Consider the following 18,171-nt stretch of genomic DNA (forward strand, 5'->3'; position numbering starts at 1 on the left):
AGTGTCCGTTTTGACGTACCGAGGGTCGATAGCCCCCACGTCCGCATATCGGAGGTGAACGTCCTGTTACCGGTATGTAATGTCCCCTCAATCACTCCGTGTCCCGGTGAGCGATGGCCGCCCCGCTAATGTCCTCGACGGTCGATGCCGACTCAACCGACCGGCATGTGAGCAAGGGGATTCACTGGATGTCACGAAACAAGCGTGTCGTCGCCGCAGCCGCCGTGGCCTTCCTGGCCATCGGCGCCTCCGCGTGCGGTGGTAAAAAGGATAGTTCGTCCGGCAACGACGGTGGCGGTAGCAGCAGCGGCGGCGGCAAGGGTGCCGTGATCGTCGGAACCACCGACTCGGTGTCCTCGCTGGACCCCGCGGGAGCGTACGACTACGGCTCCTGGGAGGTCATCGACAGCGTCTACCAGAAAGTGATGCACTTCCCGACCGGCGCCACCACGCCGGCCCCGGACGCGGCCAAGAGCTGCAGCTTCACCGACCCCAAGACCTACGCCTGCGACCTGCAGCCCGGCCTGGTGTTCTCCAACGGCGACGCGCTGACGTCGGCCTCGGTGAAGTTCACCTTCGACCGGATGCTCAAGATCGCCGCCCCGAACGGCCCGTCGAGCCTGCTGGCCAACCTGGACAGCACCACGGTCACCGGTGCCGACAAGGTCGTCTTCCACCTCAAGAACCCCGACTCGACCTTCCCCTCGGTGCTCGCCACCGACGCCGGCGCGATCGTCGACGAGAAGGTCTTCCCGGCCGACAAGCTGCTCGACGGCTCGAAGATCATCGGTTCCGGCCCGTACACGCTGGACAAGTACACCGCCAAGCAGCAGGCGTCGCTGAAGGCCAACAAGACGTACAAGGGCACCAACAAGCTGAACAACGGCCAGGTTGTGCTCCAGTACTTCTCCGACGCGTCCGCGCTCAAGTCGGCCGTCAAGGACGGCACGGTCAACGCGGCCTTCCGCAGCCTGTCGCCCACCGACACCCAGGACCTGAAGAAGACCTCGGGCATCCAGGTGCTGGAAGGCACCGGCACCGAGAAGCGCTACCTGGTCTTCGACGCCAAGGTGAAGCCGGCCGACCAGAAGGCCGTGCGGCAGGCCGTGGCCCAGGTCATCGACCGGGCCGGCATCGCCAAGGAGGCCTACGACGACACCGTGGCCCCGCTCTACTCGATGGTCGGCAACGGCATCGAGGGCCACACGGACGCCTTCAAGGACAAGTACGGCGCCCCGGACACCGCCAAGGCCAAGGCGCTGCTCACCGCGGCCGGCATCAGCACCCCGGTGTCGCTGGCGTACGCCTGGACGCCCAGCCACTACGGTGCCGCCTCCGCCGACGAGGCGACCACGATCAAGCGGCAGCTGGAGGCCACCGGCCTGTTCAAGGTGACCCTCAGCTCCACCGAGTGGCAGCAGTACCAGAAGGACGAGAAGTCCGACACGTACGCCTCGTACATGATCGGCTGGTACCCGGACCTGCCCGACCCCGACAACGACGTCGCGCCGTTCCTGACCAAGGAGCCCTTCCTGGGCACCGGCTACGTCAACCCGCAGATCCTGGCGCTGCTCACCAAGGAGCAGGGCACCGACGACAAGACGGTGCGCAACCAGGCCTTCGCCGACATCCAGAAGATCGTGGCCGAGGACGTCCCGATCATCCCGGTGTGGCAGGGCAAGCAGACCGTCGTCATCCGTGACGGGGTGACCGGTGCCGACAAGGCGCTCGACCCGACGATGTTCCGGTTGTACGAACTCGGCACGAAGTGACCTCCGGCCGGCCCGCGGGGGAGTGACCCCCGCGGGCCGGCCGCGGCTCGCGGCACCTCCCCGCGCATCCCGTCGTCCACGGTCCGGGCCAGACCGGACAGCCACCGGAAAGTCACCGCATGAGCAACACGAGCAAGCAGTCGGGCTCGCTGCGGCGCTACATCCTCACCCGGATCGCGCTCGCCGTGCCCATGATCCTGATCCTGCTGATCCTGGTCTTCGTCATGATGCGGGTGGCACCCGGCGACCCGATCTCGGCCTCGCAGGGCGGCAAGCTGAACGCGGCGGAACTCGCCGCGAGACGGCACGCGGCGGGCTTCGACGCACCGCTCTACCAGCAGTTCTGGGACTACCTGAAGTCGGTGGTGACCCTGAACTTCGGCACCACCTTCTCCGACCGCCGCAGCGTGCGCGACATCATCATCGAGAACGGCGGCGCCACCCTGACCCTGACCGCGGGCGCGCTGGTCTTCGCCACCGTCATCGGCATCCCGGTGGGCCTGCTGGCCGGCCGCTACCGGGACCGCCCGGTCGATGTGATCAGCCGGCTGGCCAGCACCATCACCTACGCGGCCCCCGTCTTCGTCACCGCGCCGCTGCTCATCCTCGCGTTCGGCTCCACCTCGGGACAGGCCTCCCCGCTGATCCAGCTCAACGTGCCCACCCAGACGCACATCCTGCTCGTGGACGCGGCGCTGAACAACGACTGGAACGCGGTCGGCGACATCCTCCAGCACCTGCTGCTGCCGTCCGTCGCGCTCGGTCTGCTGATCGTCGGCGTCTTCATCCGGATGATCAGGATCAACCTCATCCAGGCGCTGCAGGGCGACTACATCGAGGCGGCCCGCGCCCGCGGGGTCAGGGAACGCCATGTCGTCGCCCGGCACGGCTTCCGCAACGCCCTGGTGCCGGTGATCACGGTGCTCGGCCTTCAGGTCGCCATGCTGCTCGGCGGCGCGGTGCTCACCGAGAAGATCTTCAACTGGCCGGGCATCGGACGCCAGTTGATCGACTACATCAACCAGCGCGACTACGTCGCCGTCCAGGGCATCGTCACCGTCTTCGCCCTGGTCGTCGTCGCGATCAGCCTGCTGATCGACTTCGTCAACGCGCTGATCGACCCGAGGGTGCGGTACTGATGGCCACGACGACACTCGCCTCCGGGCCGATCGAGCCCACCACGTCCAGCCGCTTCGGCGGCCTGCGCCGGATCACCTCCGCGATCCGCGAGGCCCGCGGCGTACCGAAGTTCATGCTGTGGACCGGCGCCGTCCTCTCCACGCTGTTCGTGGTCACCGCGCTCTTCGCGCCGCTTATCGCGCCCTACAGCTTCGACACCTACACCTCGGACGGCAAGGCCTTCCCCAAGCAGGGCTCGCCCGACGGCGACCACTGGTTCGGCACCACCGTGCAGAGCCTCGACGTGCTGTCCCGCACCATCTACGGCGCCCGCACGGCGCTTGAGGTGATGGTGCTCGCGGTGATCTTCTCGCTGATCATCGGGGTGCTGCTCGGCCTGGTCTCCGGCTACTTCGGCGGCTGGCTCGACCGCATCCTGGTGCTGGTGATGGACGCCCTGTTCGCGTTCCCCTACCTGCTGCTCGCCATCGTGGCCGGCTTCGTCTTCTCCGGCATCTCCGGCGGCGGTGTGGTCACCGCGGCGCTGTCCATCACGGTGGTCTACATCCCGCAGTACTACCGCGTCGTCCGGGCCTCCGCGCTGTCCGCCCGGGAGGCCACCTTCGTGGAGGCCGCCCGCGCGATGGGCGCCAAGCCGTCCGTGGTCATCCGCAAGTACCTCTTCGGCAACGTCATCCAGTCCGTCCCGGTGATCACCACCATGAACGCCGCCGACGGCATCGGCACCCTGGCGGGACTGGGCTTCCTCGGCCTGGGCATCCAGCCCACCCAGGCCGCCGAATGGGGTTACGACCTGGAGCGCGCCATCGACGACGCCAACGCCGGCATGTGGTGGACCAGCCTCTACCCGGGCGTCGCCATGGTTCTCGCCATCCTCGGCTTCACGCTGCTCGGCGAGGGACTCAACGACGTGCTCAACCCGACCATGCGGCGCCGCCCGATCCGCAAGGTGCTGCTGCCCGCGCACACCCGGCGCCGTACCGTCACCGCTCCCGCGGTTCCCGAAGGCGAGGCCGTCAAGTGACCGAACCCGTCCTGTCCGTCCGCGACCTGCGCGTCTGGTACGGCACCGACCGCGGCCCGGTACGAGCCGTGGACGGCGTCACCTTCGACGTACGGCCCGGCGAGACCCTCGGCCTGGTCGGCGAGTCCGGCTGCGGCAAGTCCACCCTCGGCCGCGGGGTGCTCGGCCTGACCCCGCCCGCCGCCGCCGTCGACGGCGAGGTCGTCCTGCGCAGCTCCGGCGCCGCGGGACGCAACCTGGTCGGGCTGCCCGCCCGGGAGATCCAGCGGCTGCGCGGCCCCGAACTCGGACTGATCTTCCAGGAGCCGATGACCCGGCTCAACCCGCTGATGCGGATATCGCAGCACTTCGAGGAGGCGCTGCGCGCCCACCACAAGGGCCTGCCCAAGAAGGAGATCAAGGCCCGCGCGCTGAGCGCGCTGCGCGGCATGGGCATCCCCGAGAGCCGCTACAGCAGCTACCCGCACGAATTCTCCGGCGGCATGCGGCAGCGCATCATGATCGCGCTCGCCCTGGTGCTGCGGCCCGCGTTCATCGTCGCCGACGAGCCGACGACCGCGCTCGACGTGCTGGTCGAGGCGCAGATCATCAAGATCCTCGCCGACCTGCGGAAGAACTTCGACACCTCACTGGTGCTCATCACCCACAACCTGGGTATCGTCGCCGAGGCGTGCGACCGGGTCGCGGTGATGTACGCCGGTCACATCGTGGAACAGGGCGACGCCCGCGAGGTGTTCGCCCACCCGCAGCACCCGTACACCAAGGAACTGCTCCGCTCCACCATCTCGCTGGCCACCACGGGACTGCACTTCATCCCCGGCAGCCCGCCCGACCTGGTGGAACCGCCGCAGGGCTGCCGCTTCCACCCGCGCTGCCCGGTCGCGATGCGCGGCTGCGCCACGGTGGAGCCGCCCGAGGTGCTCCTGCCGACCGGTGTGGTCAGCGCCTGCTGGCACCAGGCGATCGAGGCGCAGCCCGCACTGGTGGACGAGCTGGGACCCGACGGGCGTGAACCGCTCGCCGCTGTGAAGGAGATCAGCGTTGCTGACGAAGCCTGACATCGACCCGTCCGGCGAGGAGGCCGCCGCCCCGGTGGGAGAGGCGCTGGTCGAGGCCACCGGCCTCGAAGTGCACTTCGGCCTGCGCGGCGGGCTGCTCGGCCGCTTCTCCGGCCGGGCCGCCGGCGCGGTCCGCGCCGTCGACGGCATCGACCTCACCCTGCGCAAGGGCGAGGTCCTCGGCCTGGTCGGCGAGTCCGGCTCGGGCAAGACCACGCTCGGCCGCACCCTGATCGGCCTGACCAAGGCCACCGCGGGCAGCATCCGCTACCGCGGCCAGGACATCACCGAACTCGGTGAGCGCCGGCTGCGCCCGCTGCGCCGGCAGTTGCAGATGGTCTTCCAGGACCCGCACGCCTCGCTCAACCCGGCGATGGACATCCGCACCGCGGTCGGCCACCCGCTGCGCATCCACAACCTCGTCGCCAACGACCAGGAGTACGAGGCCAGGGTCGTCGACGCGCTGGAGCGGGTCGGCCTGACCCCGCCCGAGCGCTACCTGGGCAAATTCCCCGGCGACCTGTCCGGCGGCCAGAAGCAGCGTGCCGTGCTGGCCCGGGCGATCATCGCGGAGCCCGAACTGCTGGTCGCCGACGAGCCGATCTCCATGCTGGACATGAGCGTCCGGGCCAAGATCCTCCAGCTGATGCTGGACCTCAAGCGCGATCTCGACCTGACCTACGTCTACGTCACCCACGACCTGGCCAGCGCGAAGTTCTTCTGCGACACCATCGCGATCATGTACCTGGGCCGGATCGTGGAGTACGGCCCGACCGCGCAGGTCTTCGCCGACCCGCAGCACCCGTACACCGAGGCGCTGCTCGCCGCGATCCCCGAGCCCGACCCGGAGCGCGCGGTGCCGCGCGAACTGCCGCGCGGCGAGATCCCCGACGCGGCCAGCCCGCCGATGGGCTGCGCCTTCCACCCGCGCTGCCCGGTCGCCGTCAGCGACTGCGGCTGGGAGGCCCGCGACCTGCGGACCCTGCTGGAGAACCGCTGGCTCGAACTGGCCCCCGAGGTCTCGGCGCAGGAGAAATCGCTCTTCGCGGACATGGAGTCGCTCGGTGAACCGGGACTGACCACCGTCGCTATCGCACCCGGCCGAGGCCACGCTCCCGAAGATGTGTTGGAATACCTCCGGCGTCTGCGTGAGGAAGCATCGGAAGCCGAACCGCGTGAACCGTTCTGGCGCGGTGTGGTCACGATGCATGCCGAGAACGGCCGGGCCGTGGTGGAGTTCTCGCCGCCGCGGGATCCGCGCCTCAGCCTGATTCCGGCCACCGGCATCCAGGTGGCATGCCATCTGCGTGAGCCTGTCGCGGGCACCACCGGTACATGAGCAGAACAAGAGGAGAACGACGACGATGAACCGCAAGCTTCTGGTGCTGCCCGCCCTGCTGGGCGTGATGACACCCCTGCTCACCGGGTGCGGCGGTTCCGGCGGAGGGAGCGGTGGCGGCAAGGCCATCGTCGTCGGCACCACCGACAGCATCGAGCTGACCAAGGACAGCCCGGCGCCGCTCGACCCCGCCACCTCGTACGACAGCGCGACCTGGAACGTCTTCTACAACACGTTCCAGATGCTGCTGACCTACCAGCGCGGCAGCACCACGCCGAGCCCCGACGCGGCCAAGGACTGCCACTACACCGACGTCAGCGTGCTCACGTACCAGTGCACGATGCGGGAGGACCAGAAGTTCTCCAACGGTGACGCGCTGACCGCGCAGGACGTGAAGTTCTCGATCGACCGGATGCAGAAGATCAACTGGGCGGCCGGTCCCGCCTCGCTGATATCGGGCGTCAAGTCGGTGGACGCCCCGGACGACAAGACGGTGGTCTTCCACCTCAAGGCGCCGGACGCGACCTTCCCCGCCAAGCTCGCCACCCCGGCCGCCGCGATCGTCGACAGCAAGGTCTACGCCCCCGACAAGCCGTACACCGGCTTCCGCCTGGTCGGCTCGGGGCCGTACACGATGGACTCCTTCGTGCAGGCCAAGCAGGGCGAGTTCTCGAAGAACTCGCACTACGGCGGCACCCTCAAGGTCAACAACAGCGCGATCGAGCTGAAGCTGTTCGCCGACTCGCACAAGATGGAGGCCGCGCTGCGGGCCGGCACCATCGACGTGATGGCGCGCACCCTGAGCCCGGACCAGATCGGCACCCTGCTCGGCAGCACCGACCCGAACGTCAAGCTCACCGAGTCGCCCGGCGGCGAGGCGCGGTTCCTGTTCCTCAACACCGACTCGCCGGCCCTCAAGGACGTGGTCGTGCGCAGGGCCATCGCCCAGGTCATCGACCGGCAGGCGATCACCCGCGACGTCTACAAGCGCACCGCGGACCCGCTGTACTCGGTGATCCCGCAGGGCATCACCACGCACACCAACTCGTTCTACAACATCTACAAGGACCCCTCGGTCCCGACGGCCAAGGCCGAGCTGCGCAGCGCCGGCATCACCGACAAGGTCTCGGTGACCATCAACTTCCGCCGTGACAACGGCGGCACGATGAACCAGGCCGAGGCCCAGGAGATCGCCCGGCAGCTCAACGCGAGCGGGCTGTTCGACGTCACGGCCAAGAGCGAGCAGTGGAACACCTTCCTCAAGAAGGCGTCCGACCGGGACTACGAGATCTTCGCGCTGAGCTGGCTGCCCGACTTCCCGGACCCGGACAACTACATCGCGCCGTTCTTCGACAAGGACAACTTCCTCAACCTGGCCTACAACAACAAGACGATCCAGGACCAGTTGCTGCCGGCCACCCGCAAGCAGGCCGAGCGCGGTGCCACCACGACGGACTTCACCAAGGCGCAGAACCTGATCGCCACCGATGTGCCGATGCTGCCGCTGTGGCAGGGCAAGCAGTACATCGCCGCCCGCAGCAACATCACCGGCGTCGAGTGGGCGCTGAACTCCTCCACCACCACGCAGTTCTGGGAGCTGGGCCGGGGCCAGAGCGGCTGACCGCCGCACTTTCCCGCCGCCGCTGCCGGAGGCGCCTCCGGCAGCGGCGGCGGGGCGCCGGACGCCCGCACCACGGGCCTGCGGGGCGCAGGGCGGCCCGCAGGCCGGTCAGCCGGCGCCGGGGCGTACCAGGCCGCTCTCGTACGCGTAGACCGCCGCCTGCACCCGGTCGCGCAGCCCCAGCTTGGTCAGGACGTGCCCGACATGGGTCTTGACGGTGGTCTCCGAGACGAACAGCTCGGCGGCGATCTCCGCGTTGGACAGCCCGCGGGCCACCAGCTTGAGCACTTCGACCTCGCGCTCGGTCAGCGCGTGCAGCGGCTGCGGCACCGACTCGTCGCCCGAGGGCAGCCGGCCCGCGTACTTGTCCAGCAGCCGCCGGGTGATGCTCGGCGCGAGCATCGCCTCGCCCGCGGCCACCACCCGGATCGCCTGCACCAGTTCGGCGGCCGGCGCGTCCTTGAGCAGGAATCCGCTGGCCCCGGCCCGCAGCGCCTCGATCACGTACTCGTCGAGGTCGAAGGTGGTCAGCACCAGGACCTTCGCGGGTCCCGCGCGGTCCGGCCCGGTGATCTGCCGGGTGGCCTCCACCCCGTCCATCCGGGGCATCCGGATGTCCATCAGCACCACATCGGGCTGCAGCGCCCGCACCTGGTCCAGCGCCTGCTGGCCGTCCCCGGCCTCACCGACCACCGCCAGGTCGGGCTCGGCCTCCAGGATCATCCGGAAACCGGTACGCAGCAGGGGCTGATCGTCCACCAGCAGCACGCGGATCGCCACGAATACTCCTCCGTCCTCGCTAGACCGGATCATTCTCGCCCACGAGGGGCGGGGCGCCGGCCATCGCCGCCAGCGGGTAGGGCGGGGGAGTGCCGCCGAACTCGGGACAGACCGCCTGGTGGTCGCACCAGCCGCACAGCGGGGTGCGGCGCGGCCGCCAGTCCCCGCTGTCGGTGGCCGCCCTGATCGCCTCCCACAGGGCCAGCAGCTTGCGCTCGGTGCGCAGCAGATCGGCCTGCGAGGGGTCGTACGTCAGCACGTCCCCGCTGCCCAGATACACCAGTTGCAGCCGGCGCGGCACCACCCCGCGCAGCCGCCACAGCACCAGGGCGTAGAAGGACATCTGGAACATCGGCTCGTCGGCATACTGCGGGCGCGGGGCCTTGCCGGTCTTGTAGTCCACCACCCGCAGGTCGCCGGTGGCCGGCGCGACGTCCAGCCGGTCGACGTAGCCGCGCAGCGTCAGCCCGGACTCCAGCACCGTCTCGACGTACAGCTCGCGCTCGGCGGGCTCCAGCCGGGTCGGGTCCTCCAGGGTGAACCAGCGGTCCACCAGGGCGCGGGCGCTGTCCAGCCACGCGGCGAGCGCGGCCGGGTCCGCCGCGTCGAACAGCACCGACAGCTCGGGCCGCGCGGCCAGCAGCCGCTCCCACTCGCCGGGCACCAGATCCCTGGCCCGCTCGGCGGTGCGGTCGGCCGCCGGGGCGTCGAAGAGCCGTTCGAGAACGGCGTGCACCACGGTGCCGCGGGTGGCGGCCTGCGTCGGCTTCTCGGGCAGCCGGTCGATCACCCGCAGCCGGTACAGCAGCGGGCAGCGCATGAAGTCGGCCGCGCGCGACGGCGACAGCGATGTCGGCGGTCGCGGCGGAATGCTCTCGGTGCTGGTCCCCATGGGGGACGACCCTACGGCCTGCCACTGACACGCCGGTGCCCGCCGGGCGTAACGGCGCAATAGCATGGCAGCAGAGGCCTCGGCGCGCATGACCGGTGCCAGGCCCGGATCCGAACGAGGGGAAGCAGTGAGCGAGAGCGGTCGGCCGCCGTCCCGGAAGAGCGACGCCCCTGGCCAGAACGGCGACCCCGGCAAGTCTCCGCGAGGCCCCGGCGGCGGAATCCTCATGGGCCGCTTCTTCGGCGTGCCCATCTACGTGGCGCCCAGCTGGTTCCTGGTGGCGGCCCTGATCACCTGGGTCTTCGGCGACCAGCTGGACACCGTGCTGCCCGACCTCGGCGGGATCCGCTACCTGGTCTCGCTGTTCTTCGCGGTGGCCTTCTACGGCTCGGTGCTGGTCCACGAGCTGGCGCACACGGTGGCGGCGCTGCGGTTCAAGCTGCCGGTGCGGCGGATCCAGCTGCAGTTCTTCGGCGGCGTCTCGGAGATCGAGAAGGACTCCGACACCCCGGGCAGGGAATTCATCCTGGCCTTCGTCGGACCGCTGCTGTCGCTGGTGCTCGCCGGGGTCTTCTTCGGCGGGATGCAGCTGGTCGAGTCCGGGACGGTGCCGGGGGTGCTGCTCGCCGGTCTGATGATCAGCAATCTGATCGTTGCGATCTTCAACTTCCTGCCCGGTCTGCCGCTGGACGGCGGCCGGATGCTGCGGGCGGTGGTCTGGAAGATCAGCGGCAAGGCGATGACCGGCACGGTGGCCGCCGCCTGGGTCGGCCGCGGACTCGCCCTCGCGGTGCTCATCGGGCTGCCGATGCTCTCCTACGCCCGCGGCGGCGACGGCGGCAGCGGCTTCGACTCGCTCACCGACGCGCTGCTCGCCGCCATCCTGGCGGCCATCATCTGGACCGGCGCGGGCAACAGCCTGCGGATGGCCCGGCTGCGCGAGCGGCTGCCGGAGCTGAAGGCCCGCACCCTGACCCGCAGGGCGGTCCCGGTCGCCTCCGACACCCCCCTGTCCGAGGCGCTGCGCCGGGCCCACGAGTCCGGCGCCAGGGCGCTGGTCGTGGTCGACGGCCGCGGCGACCCCACGGCGCTGGTGCGCGAGTCCTCGATCGTCACCATCCCCGAGCACCGCCGCCCCTGGGTCGCGGTCAGCGGCCTCGCCCAGGACCTCACCCCCGGCATGCGGGTCTCCGCGGAACTGGCGGGCGAAGCCCTGCTCGACGTCCTGCGGGCGACACCGTCCACCGAATACCTGGTGGTCGAGCCCGGCGGCGAGATCTTCGGCGTGCTGGCCACCTCCGACGTGGAGAAGGCCTTCATCGCGGCGATGTCGCGCCCGTCCTGAGCGGCGGCGGTCCGGCCGCCTGCTGGGGCCGGTGTCCGGCCGCCTGAGCGCCGCCGTCCGGCCGCCTGCCGAGGTCCCACCCGGTCGCCGGCGGGCCGCCGTCCGGCCGCCGGGCGCGCCCCGCACGGGGGGACGCGCCGGTCAGGGGCGGCGGAAAAGCCCGATAAGGTGATCCCCATGTCCGAACCGACCGGTGCCGCCCGCCGACGCGGGCCCTTCAGAGTCGGGGACCAGGTCCAGCTCACCGACCCCAAGGGACGCCACTACACCTTCACGCTCGAAGCCGGGAAGCAGTTCCACACCCACAAGGGTGCCTTCCCGCACGACGAGCTGATCGGTGCTCCCGAGGGCAGCGTGGTCCGAACCACGGGAAACGTCGCCTATCTCGCGCTGCGCCCGCTGCTCCCCGACTACGTCCTGTCCATGCCCCGCGGGGCCGCCGTGGTCTACCCCAAGGACGCGGGGCAGATCCTGGCGATGGCCGACATCTTCGCCGGCGCCCGCGTGGTCGAGGCCGGCGTGGGGTCGGGGTCGCTGAGCAGCTTCCTGCTGCGGGCGATCGGCGACCACGGGATGCTGCACAGCTACGAGCGCCGCGCGGACTTCGCCGAGATCGCCACCCAGAACGTGGAGCGCTACTTCGGCGGCCCGCACCCGGCCTGGCAGCTCACCGTCGGTGACCTCCAGGACCACCTGTCGGACACCGACGTGGACCGCGTCATCCTCGACATGCTGGCCCCCTGGGAGTGCCTGGAGCCGGTCTCCAAGGCATTGGTGCCCGGCGGCATCCTGTGCGCCTACGTGGCCACCACGACGCAGCTGGCGCGTACCGTCGAGGCGATCAGGGAGCACGGCAGCTTCAACGAGCCGGCCGCCTGGGAGACCATGGTCCGCACCTGGCACGTCGAGGGCCTGGCGGTCCGGCCCGATCACCGGATGATCGGCCACACCGGCTTCCTGCTGACCGCCCGCCGGCTCGCCGACGGCGTCGAACCGCCGCTGCGCCGCCGCCGGCCCGCGAAGGGCGCCTACGGCGAGGACTACACCGGGCCCGGCAGCGCGAGCGGCTCCGCCGCCGACCGCTGAGCCCGCTTCCGCAGTAGGCAGTTTCGGCCAACTTCGCCGCGCCGTCGCGGGTTTGTCCGTTCAGGACAAACCCGCGACGGCTTTTCGCGCCCTGTGAAAGCGGCACATATGCCGCAAGGGTGGCGCGGAAAGCGCTCCGCAGAGGATCACCCGCGTCACCGCGGCCCCCGGCGTTCCGCTCCGGTGTGACGTATGGCACCATGCTGGCCACCCCCGCCGAACGACCCCAGGAGACAGGCGAGTGCAGCCGTCCGCAGGCCAGGACCTTCCGCACACCCGCAGCCGCGGCGTCCACTGGATCAGTACGGCCGCCGCTCTCGGCGCCGTAGTGGCCGCGATAGCCCTGGTCCAGCCCGCCGACGCCTCGCCCGGCAAGTCCGCCGCCGACCGCAGACCGCCCGCCACGCCGGTCGCCGCCCCCGACCCTGCCGCCGCCGGCTACCCGCTGACCTGTGCGAACGGGGCGAAGACCGATGTGATCAGCAAGGTCTCGGGCGACCTCGACGGCGACGGCCGCCCCGAGACCGCCGTGGTGGTGCGCTGCCACTCCGAGACCGGCACCCCGCCCAGCGGCGTCTACGTCCTGTCCGCGCCCGAGGCCGCGGGCGGCGCCCCGCGGATCGCCGTGACGCTGGTCAATCCCCGGGACAACCGGCAGATCAGCGACTTCCGGCTGGAGGGCCGCACGGTCAGGGCCACTGTGCTGGGCTTCTCCTCGGACAGCGTCCCGCAGTGCTGCCCCGACATGAGCCGCGGCTACTCCTGGGAATGGCGCGACGGCCGCTACGTGGCCCTGCCGGGCCCCGCCGCCAACACCGTCTGACCGGCCGGGCGGGCGCCGCTCCGCCGCGCCCGGCTCACTCCGCGTCGGGGCCGTAGACCTCGACGCGGTCCGCGCTCCGGCGCACATGGATGCAGTCGCCCGGGCACTCCTTGGCCGAGTCCACCACATCCCGCAGCAGAGCCACCGGTACCGGTACGGTCGCGCCGGGGGCCTGCAGCAGCTCGTCGCCCTCGCCCTTCACATAGGCGAGACCGTCGATGTCCAGCTCGAACACCTCCGGCGCGTACTGCACGCAGATACCGTCGCCCGTGCACAGGTCCTGATCGATCCAGACCTCAAGTCCTTCGGCCGTCTCGTTGCTCACGGAAACTCATCCCTGCCGTTGGTCGTTCGGGAAGCAACCGCCCTGTCCGGCTGTTGACCGAATCGACGATACAACCGGCGGCTTTCCGGGCGCGCTCGGTGGGTATCCCAGTGGCGGAGGGACGTACGCAAGGGTGAAGATCGGACACACCGCGATCGTCTTTGTGATCTAGGGGTTTCAACCCCCACCGGCCCAGGTAGGGTCTGGAAACGTCCAGCTCCCCTTGGAGGAGGTGAGGACCGTGGCGGCCCACGACGACGACATCAACCGTGGCGGCCGACCCGCTCGTGGTTCGGAAGACCCCATGAGCCAGGTCGCCTTTCTTGAGCAGGAGATCGCCGTCCTGCGACGCAAGCTCGCCGACTCTCCGCGTCACACGAGGATTCTCGAAGAGCGGATCGTCGAACTGCAGACCAATCTGTCCGGCGTGTCCGCGCAGAACGAACGGCTGGCCAGCACACTCCGCGAGGCCCGCGACCAGATAGTGGCCCTCAAGGAGGAGGTCGACCGGCTCGCGCAGCCACCGGCGGGCTTCGGCGTCTTCCTGCAGGCCAACGAGGACGGCACGGCCGACATCTTCACCGGCGGGCGCAAGCTCAGGGTGAACGTCAGCCCTTCGGTCGACCTCGGCGAGCTCAGGCGCGGACAGGAGCTGATGCTCAACGAAGCGCTCAATGTGGTCGAGGCGATGGCCTTCGAGAGGGTCGGCGACATCGTCACCCTCAAGGAGATCCTGGAGGACGGCGAGCGCGCCCTGGTGATCGGGCACACCGACGAGGAGCGGGTGGTACGCCTGGCGGAACCGCTGCTCGACGGCAGCCTGCGCACCGGCGACGCCCTGCTGCTCGAACCCCGCTCCGGCTACGTCTACGAACGGGTGCCGAAGAGCGAGGTCGAGGAGCTGGTCCTCGAGGAGGTCCCCGACATCGACTACCGCCAGATCGGCGGCCTGGGCAATCAGATCGAGCAGATCCGCGACGCCGTGGAGCTGCCCTATCTGCACGCCGACCTGTTCAAGGAGTACGAACTGCGTCCGCCGAAGGGTGTGCTGCTCTACGGCCCGCCCGGATGCGGCAAGACGCTCATCGCCAAGGCGGTCGCCAACTCGCTGGCCAAGAAGGTCGCCGAGGTCACCGGGCAGCCGCAGGGCAAGAGCTACTTCCTGAACATCAAGGGCCCCGAGCTGCTGAACAAGTACGTCGGCGAGACCGAGCGGCAGATCCGCCTGGTCTTCCAGCGTGCCCGGGAGAAGGCGAGCGAGGGCACCCCCGTCATCGTCTTCTTCGACGAGATGGAATCGCTCTTCCGCACCCGCGGCAGCGGCGTCAGCTCGGACGTGGAGAACACCATCGTCCCGCAGCTGCTCGCCGAGATCGACGGTGTGGAAGGCCTGGAGAACGTCATCGTGATCGGCGCCTCCAACCGCGAGGACATGATCGACCCGGCGATCCTGCGGCCCGGCCGGCTGGACGTCAAGATCAAGATCGAGCGTCCCGACGCCGAGGCGGCCAAGGACATCTTCTCGAAGTACCTGGTCGCCACTCTCCCGCTGCACGGCGAGGACCTCGCCGAGCACGGCGGGTCGAAGGCGGCCACCGTGGACGCCATGATCCAGTCCGTGGTCGAGCGGATGTACTCCGAGACCGAGGAGAACCGCTTCCTCGAGGTCACCTACGCCAATGGTGACAAGGAGGTCCTGTACTTCAAGGACTTCAACTCAGGAGCGATGATCCAGAACATCGTGGACCGGGCCAAGAAGATGGCGATCAAGGCCTTCCTGGACCACGACCAGCGCGGCATGCGCGTCTCCCACCTGCTCGCGGCATGTGTCGACGAGTTCAAGGAGAACGAGGACCTGCCCAACACCACCAACCCCGACGACTGGGCCCGTATCTCCGGAAAGAAGGGCGAGCGGATCGTCTTCATCCGCACCCTGGTGACCGGAAAGCAGGGTGCCGACACGGGACGCTCCATCGACACGGTGGCAAACACCGGACAGTATCTGTAAGCACTACCCTCCGGCTGCGGGTCCCGACAGCGGGTACCCGCAGCCGGTGTGTTTTCCGGCCCGCACGGGCCGGAGCCGGGCAAGGAGGGCCGCATGACCGTACGGCGAGTAATGGGCATCGAGACGGAGTACGGGATCTCCGTCCCCGGCCACCCGAACGCCAATGCCATGCTCACCTCGTCCCAGATCGTCAACGCCTACGCGGCGGCGATGCACCGGGCGCGCCGAGCCCGCTGGGACTTCGAGGAGGAGAACCCGCTGCGGGACGCCCGCGGCTTCGATCTCGCACGGGACACGGCGGACTCCACCCAGCTCACCGACGAGGACATCGGCCTGGCCAATGTGATCCTCACCAACGGCGCCCGGCTCTACGTGGACCACGCCCACCCCGAATACTCCTCGCCGGAGATCACCAATCCGCGGGACGCGGTGCTGTGGGACAAGGCCGGCGAGCGGATCATGGCCGAAGCGGCGCTGCGCGCCGCACAGCTGCCCGGCGCCCAGCCGATCCACCTGTACAAGAACAACACCGACAACAAGGGCGCCTCCTACGGCACCCACGAGAACTACCTGATGAAGCGCGAGACGCCGTTCTCCGACATCGTCAGGCACCTCACGCCGTTCTTCGTCTCCCGGCAGGTGGTCACCGGCGCCGGACGGGTCGGCATCGGCCAGGACGGCCGCGAGCACGGCTTCCAGCTCAGCCAGCGCGCGGACTACTTCGAGGTCGAGGTCGGCCTGGAGACCACCCTCAAGCGCCCCATCATCAACACCCGCGACGAGCCGCACTCCGACGCCGAGAAGTACCGCCGGCTGCACGTGATCATCGGCGACGCCAACCTCTCGGAGATCTCCACCTACCTCAAGCTCGGCACCACCGCCCTGGTGCTGTCGATGATCGAGGACGGCTTCATCAAGGTGGACCTGGCCGTGGACCAGCCGGTCCGCACCCTGCACGACGTCTCGCACGACCCCGGCCTGCGACGGCTGGTCACCCTGCGTAACGGACGCACTCTGACGGCGGTACAGCTCCAGATGGAGTATTTCGAGCTGGCCCGCAAATACACCGAGGAGCGCTACGGCTCCGACGCGGACCCGCAGACCAAGGACGTGCTGGCCCGCTGGGAGGACGTCCTCAACCGGCTGGAGAGCGACCCGATGAGCCTGTCGGGCGAATTGGACTGGGTCGCCAAGCTGGAGGTCCTGGAGGGCTACCGGCGCCGCGACAATCTGGGCTGGGACGCGGCCAGGCTCCAGCTGGTCGACCTGCAGTACGCCGATGTGCGGCCCGACAAGGGGCTCTACAACCGCCTGGTGGCCCGGGGCCGCATCCAGCGGCTGCTGGACGAGCCGGAGACCGTCAGGGCCGCCACCAAGCCCCCTGAGGACACCAGGGCGTACTTCCGCGGTCGCTGTCTGGAGCAGTACGCGGACGACGTCGCCGCCGCCTCCTGGGACTCGGTGATCTTCGACCTGCCGGGCCGCGACTCACTGCAACGGGTGCCCACCCTCGAACCGCTGCGCGGCACCCGCAACCACGTCAAGGAGCTGCTGGACCGCTGCCGTACGGCCGAGGACCTGGTTCGCATCCTGTCCGGCGGCTGAAACGGGTCAGAACCGGGAATCAACGGGGTAGCACTCGGACGTTCACGTATTCGAGAGCCGGGGACGGGCCCTGCTTGTAGGGTCTGATCTTGTAGGACACGCAACCGAGCGGGGTGAGGGACATGGCAACCAAGGACACCGACGGCGGACAGCAGAAGGCGACGCGTTCCACGGACGAGGCCGAGGAGGTCCAGCAGGACGCCCAGACCTCAGACGACCTCAAGGAACGCCACGAGAAGCTCTCGGACGACGTGGACTCCGTCCTCGACGAGATCGACGACGTCCTGGAAGAGAATGCCGAGGACTTCGTCAGGTCCTTCGTCCAAAAGGGCGGGCAGTAGCCGCTCTCACCCCGCCCCGCGGCCGTTCTCCGGTCCGCGGGGCGGATGGATTTCCGGACCGGCGGGTAGGGTCCGTTACGACCTCAAGATCGTGTGGAAGGAATCGCGTGGAAGCCAACTCTCGCAGCACCGGGCGTCTGCCGGCCGCCTTCCTGACGCCCGGCTCGTCGTCGTTCCTCGACTTCCTCGGCGAGCACTCGCCAGGCCTGCTGCCGGGCAACCGGACGCTGCCGCCGCTCAAGGGCGCCGTCGAACTGCCGCACGGGACCACGATCGTGTCCGCGACCTTCGACGGCGGCGTCATCCTGGCCGGCGACCGGCGCGCCACGATGGGCAACGTCATCGCACAGCGCGACATGGAGAAGGTCTTCCCCGCCGACGAATACTCCGCGGTCGGCATCGCCGGCACCGCGGGCCTGGCCGTCGAGATGGTCAAGCTGTTCCAGCTGGAGCTGGAGCACTACGAGAAGATCGAGGGCGCCACCCTGTCCCTGGAGGGCAAGGCGAACCGGCTGTCCACGATGATCCGGGGCAACCTGGGCATGGCCCTGCAGGGCCTCGCCGTCGTCCCGATCTTCGCCGGCTACGACACCGACCGCGAGAAGGGCCGGATCTTCTCCTACGACGTGACCGGCGGTCGCAGCGAGGAAACCGGCTTCGCCGCCACCGGCTCCGGCTCCGTCTACGCCCGCAGCGCCCTGAAGAAGCTCTACCGCAAGGACCTGACGGAAAGGCAGCTGGCCACCGCCGTCATCCAGGCCCTCTACGACGCGGCGGACGAGGACTCGGCCACCGGCGGCCCTGACCTGGCCCGGCGGGTCTTCCCGCTCATCACCGTGATGACGGAGGACGGCTTCCGCCGGCTGCCGGACGCCGAGGTCTCCGAGATCGCCCGCGAGGTGATCGACGCCCGTCTCGAGCGTCCCGACGGGCCGCAGGCCCAGGTGCTGTGACCGACGGTCAGCCGACCCACCTCCGCACTGTCCCAGCGCCGACTGCAGAAAGGCACGGT

General features: G+C 69.5%; 16 protein-coding genes. 13 read left to right on the forward strand and 3 right to left on the reverse strand.

What is annotated here, in order from left to right:
• The first annotated feature begins 188 nt into the window (after nt 1–188).
• The 6 genes from OHA86_RS30705 to OHA86_RS30730 all read left to right on the forward strand — a co-directional run bounded on the left by OHA86_RS30705 (nt 189) and on the right by OHA86_RS30730 (nt 7,954).
• Nucleotides 189–1,772: an ABC transporter substrate-binding protein gene (locus OHA86_RS30705; protein ID WP_329180495.1), complete on the forward strand. Its 1,584-nt coding sequence runs from the start codon at nt 189–191 to the stop codon at nt 1,770–1,772.
• Between the two features lie 119 nt (nt 1,773–1,891).
• On the forward strand, nt 1,892–2,911 hold the full coding sequence (locus OHA86_RS30710) for an ABC transporter permease (RefSeq protein WP_329180497.1): 1,020 nt from the start codon (nt 1,892–1,894) through the stop codon (nt 2,909–2,911).
• Nucleotides 2,911–3,936 (forward strand): ABC transporter permease, encoded by a 1,026-nt coding sequence (locus tag OHA86_RS30715; protein ID WP_329180498.1) that lies wholly within the window; start codon nt 2,911–2,913, stop codon nt 3,934–3,936. The genes OHA86_RS30710 and OHA86_RS30715 overlap by 1 nt, the downstream gene beginning before the upstream one ends.
• A complete protein-coding gene (locus tag OHA86_RS30720) occupies nt 3,933–4,994 on the forward strand; it encodes an ABC transporter ATP-binding protein (RefSeq protein ID WP_329180500.1) in 1,062 nt (353 codons plus the stop codon). Before OHA86_RS30715 ends, OHA86_RS30720 begins: the two co-directional genes overlap by 4 nt.
• Complete coding sequence (locus OHA86_RS30725) at nt 4,978–6,333, forward strand: ABC transporter ATP-binding protein (RefSeq protein ID WP_329180502.1); 1,356 nt, start codon at nt 4,978–4,980, stop codon at nt 6,331–6,333. The genes OHA86_RS30720 and OHA86_RS30725 overlap by 17 nt, the downstream gene beginning before the upstream one ends.
• Before the next feature lie 25 nt (nt 6,334–6,358).
• Nucleotides 6,359–7,954 (forward strand): ABC transporter substrate-binding protein, encoded by a 1,596-nt coding sequence (locus tag OHA86_RS30730; protein ID WP_329180504.1) that lies wholly within the window; start codon nt 6,359–6,361, stop codon nt 7,952–7,954.
• A gap of 108 nt (nt 7,955–8,062) precedes the next feature.
• Here OHA86_RS30730 and OHA86_RS30735 read toward each other — a convergent pair whose 3' ends face one another.
• Together OHA86_RS30735 and OHA86_RS30740 are read right to left on the reverse strand one after the other, a co-directional pair.
• The gene (locus OHA86_RS30735) at nt 8,063–8,734 is read right to left on the reverse strand and encodes a response regulator transcription factor (RefSeq protein WP_329180506.1); all 672 of its coding nucleotides are present in this window, start codon (nt 8,732–8,734) and stop codon (nt 8,063–8,065) included.
• Nucleotides 8,735–8,753: 19 nt separating this feature from the next.
• Nucleotides 8,754–9,626 (reverse strand): RecB family exonuclease, encoded by an 873-nt coding sequence (locus OHA86_RS30740; RefSeq protein ID WP_329180508.1) that lies wholly within the window; start codon nt 9,624–9,626, stop codon nt 8,754–8,756.
• A gap of 88 nt (nt 9,627–9,714) precedes the next feature.
• Between OHA86_RS30740 and OHA86_RS30745 the strand changes: the two genes are divergently transcribed.
• The 3 genes from OHA86_RS30745 to OHA86_RS30755 all read left to right on the forward strand — a co-directional run bounded on the left by OHA86_RS30745 (nt 9,715) and on the right by OHA86_RS30755 (nt 12,880).
• Entirely contained in the window at nt 9,715–10,971 is a 1,257-nt protein-coding gene (locus tag OHA86_RS30745; RefSeq protein WP_329182619.1) for a site-2 protease family protein, read from the forward strand.
• A gap of 177 nt (nt 10,972–11,148) precedes the next feature.
• Nucleotides 11,149–12,057 carry a tRNA (adenine-N1)-methyltransferase gene (locus tag OHA86_RS30750; protein WP_329180510.1) on the forward strand — a complete coding sequence of 303 codons (909 nt, stop codon included), beginning with the start codon at nt 11,149–11,151 and terminating at the stop codon, nt 12,055–12,057.
• Between the two features lie 241 nt (nt 12,058–12,298).
• Nucleotides 12,299–12,880, forward strand: coding sequence for a hypothetical protein (locus OHA86_RS30755; RefSeq protein WP_329180512.1), 582 nt, complete (start codon nt 12,299–12,301; stop codon nt 12,878–12,880).
• A gap of 34 nt (nt 12,881–12,914) precedes the next feature.
• Here OHA86_RS30755 and OHA86_RS30760 read toward each other — a convergent pair whose 3' ends face one another.
• Complete coding sequence (locus OHA86_RS30760; protein WP_329180514.1) at nt 12,915–13,205, reverse strand: ferredoxin; 291 nt, start codon at nt 13,203–13,205, stop codon at nt 12,915–12,917.
• Nucleotides 13,206–13,446: 241 nt separating this feature from the next.
• Here OHA86_RS30760 and arc point away from each other — a divergent pair, with 241 nt between their 5' ends.
• The 4 genes from arc to prcB all read left to right on the forward strand — a co-directional run bounded on the left by arc (nt 13,447) and on the right by prcB (nt 18,112).
• Nucleotides 13,447–15,213, forward strand: a complete 1,767-nt coding sequence (gene arc / locus OHA86_RS30765; protein WP_329180516.1) for a proteasome ATPase — start codon at nt 13,447–13,449, stop codon at nt 15,211–15,213.
• A gap of 93 nt (nt 15,214–15,306) precedes the next feature.
• Entirely contained in the window at nt 15,307–16,818 is a 1,512-nt protein-coding gene (gene dop / locus OHA86_RS30770; RefSeq protein WP_329180518.1) for a depupylase/deamidase Dop, read from the forward strand.
• 122 nt (nt 16,819–16,940) lie between these two features.
• Nucleotides 16,941–17,159 carry a ubiquitin-like protein Pup gene (locus OHA86_RS30775; protein WP_329180520.1) on the forward strand — a complete coding sequence of 73 codons (219 nt, stop codon included), beginning with the start codon at nt 16,941–16,943 and terminating at the stop codon, nt 17,157–17,159.
• Between the two features lie 107 nt (nt 17,160–17,266).
• Complete coding sequence (gene prcB / locus OHA86_RS30780; protein WP_329180521.1) at nt 17,267–18,112, forward strand: proteasome subunit beta; 846 nt, start codon at nt 17,267–17,269, stop codon at nt 18,110–18,112.
• Nucleotides 18,113–18,171: the final 59 nt, after the last annotated feature.

This window comes from Streptomyces sp. NBC_01477 (genome assembly GCF_036227245.1).
Taxonomy (GTDB): domain Bacteria; phylum Actinomycetota; class Actinomycetes; order Streptomycetales; family Streptomycetaceae; genus Actinacidiphila.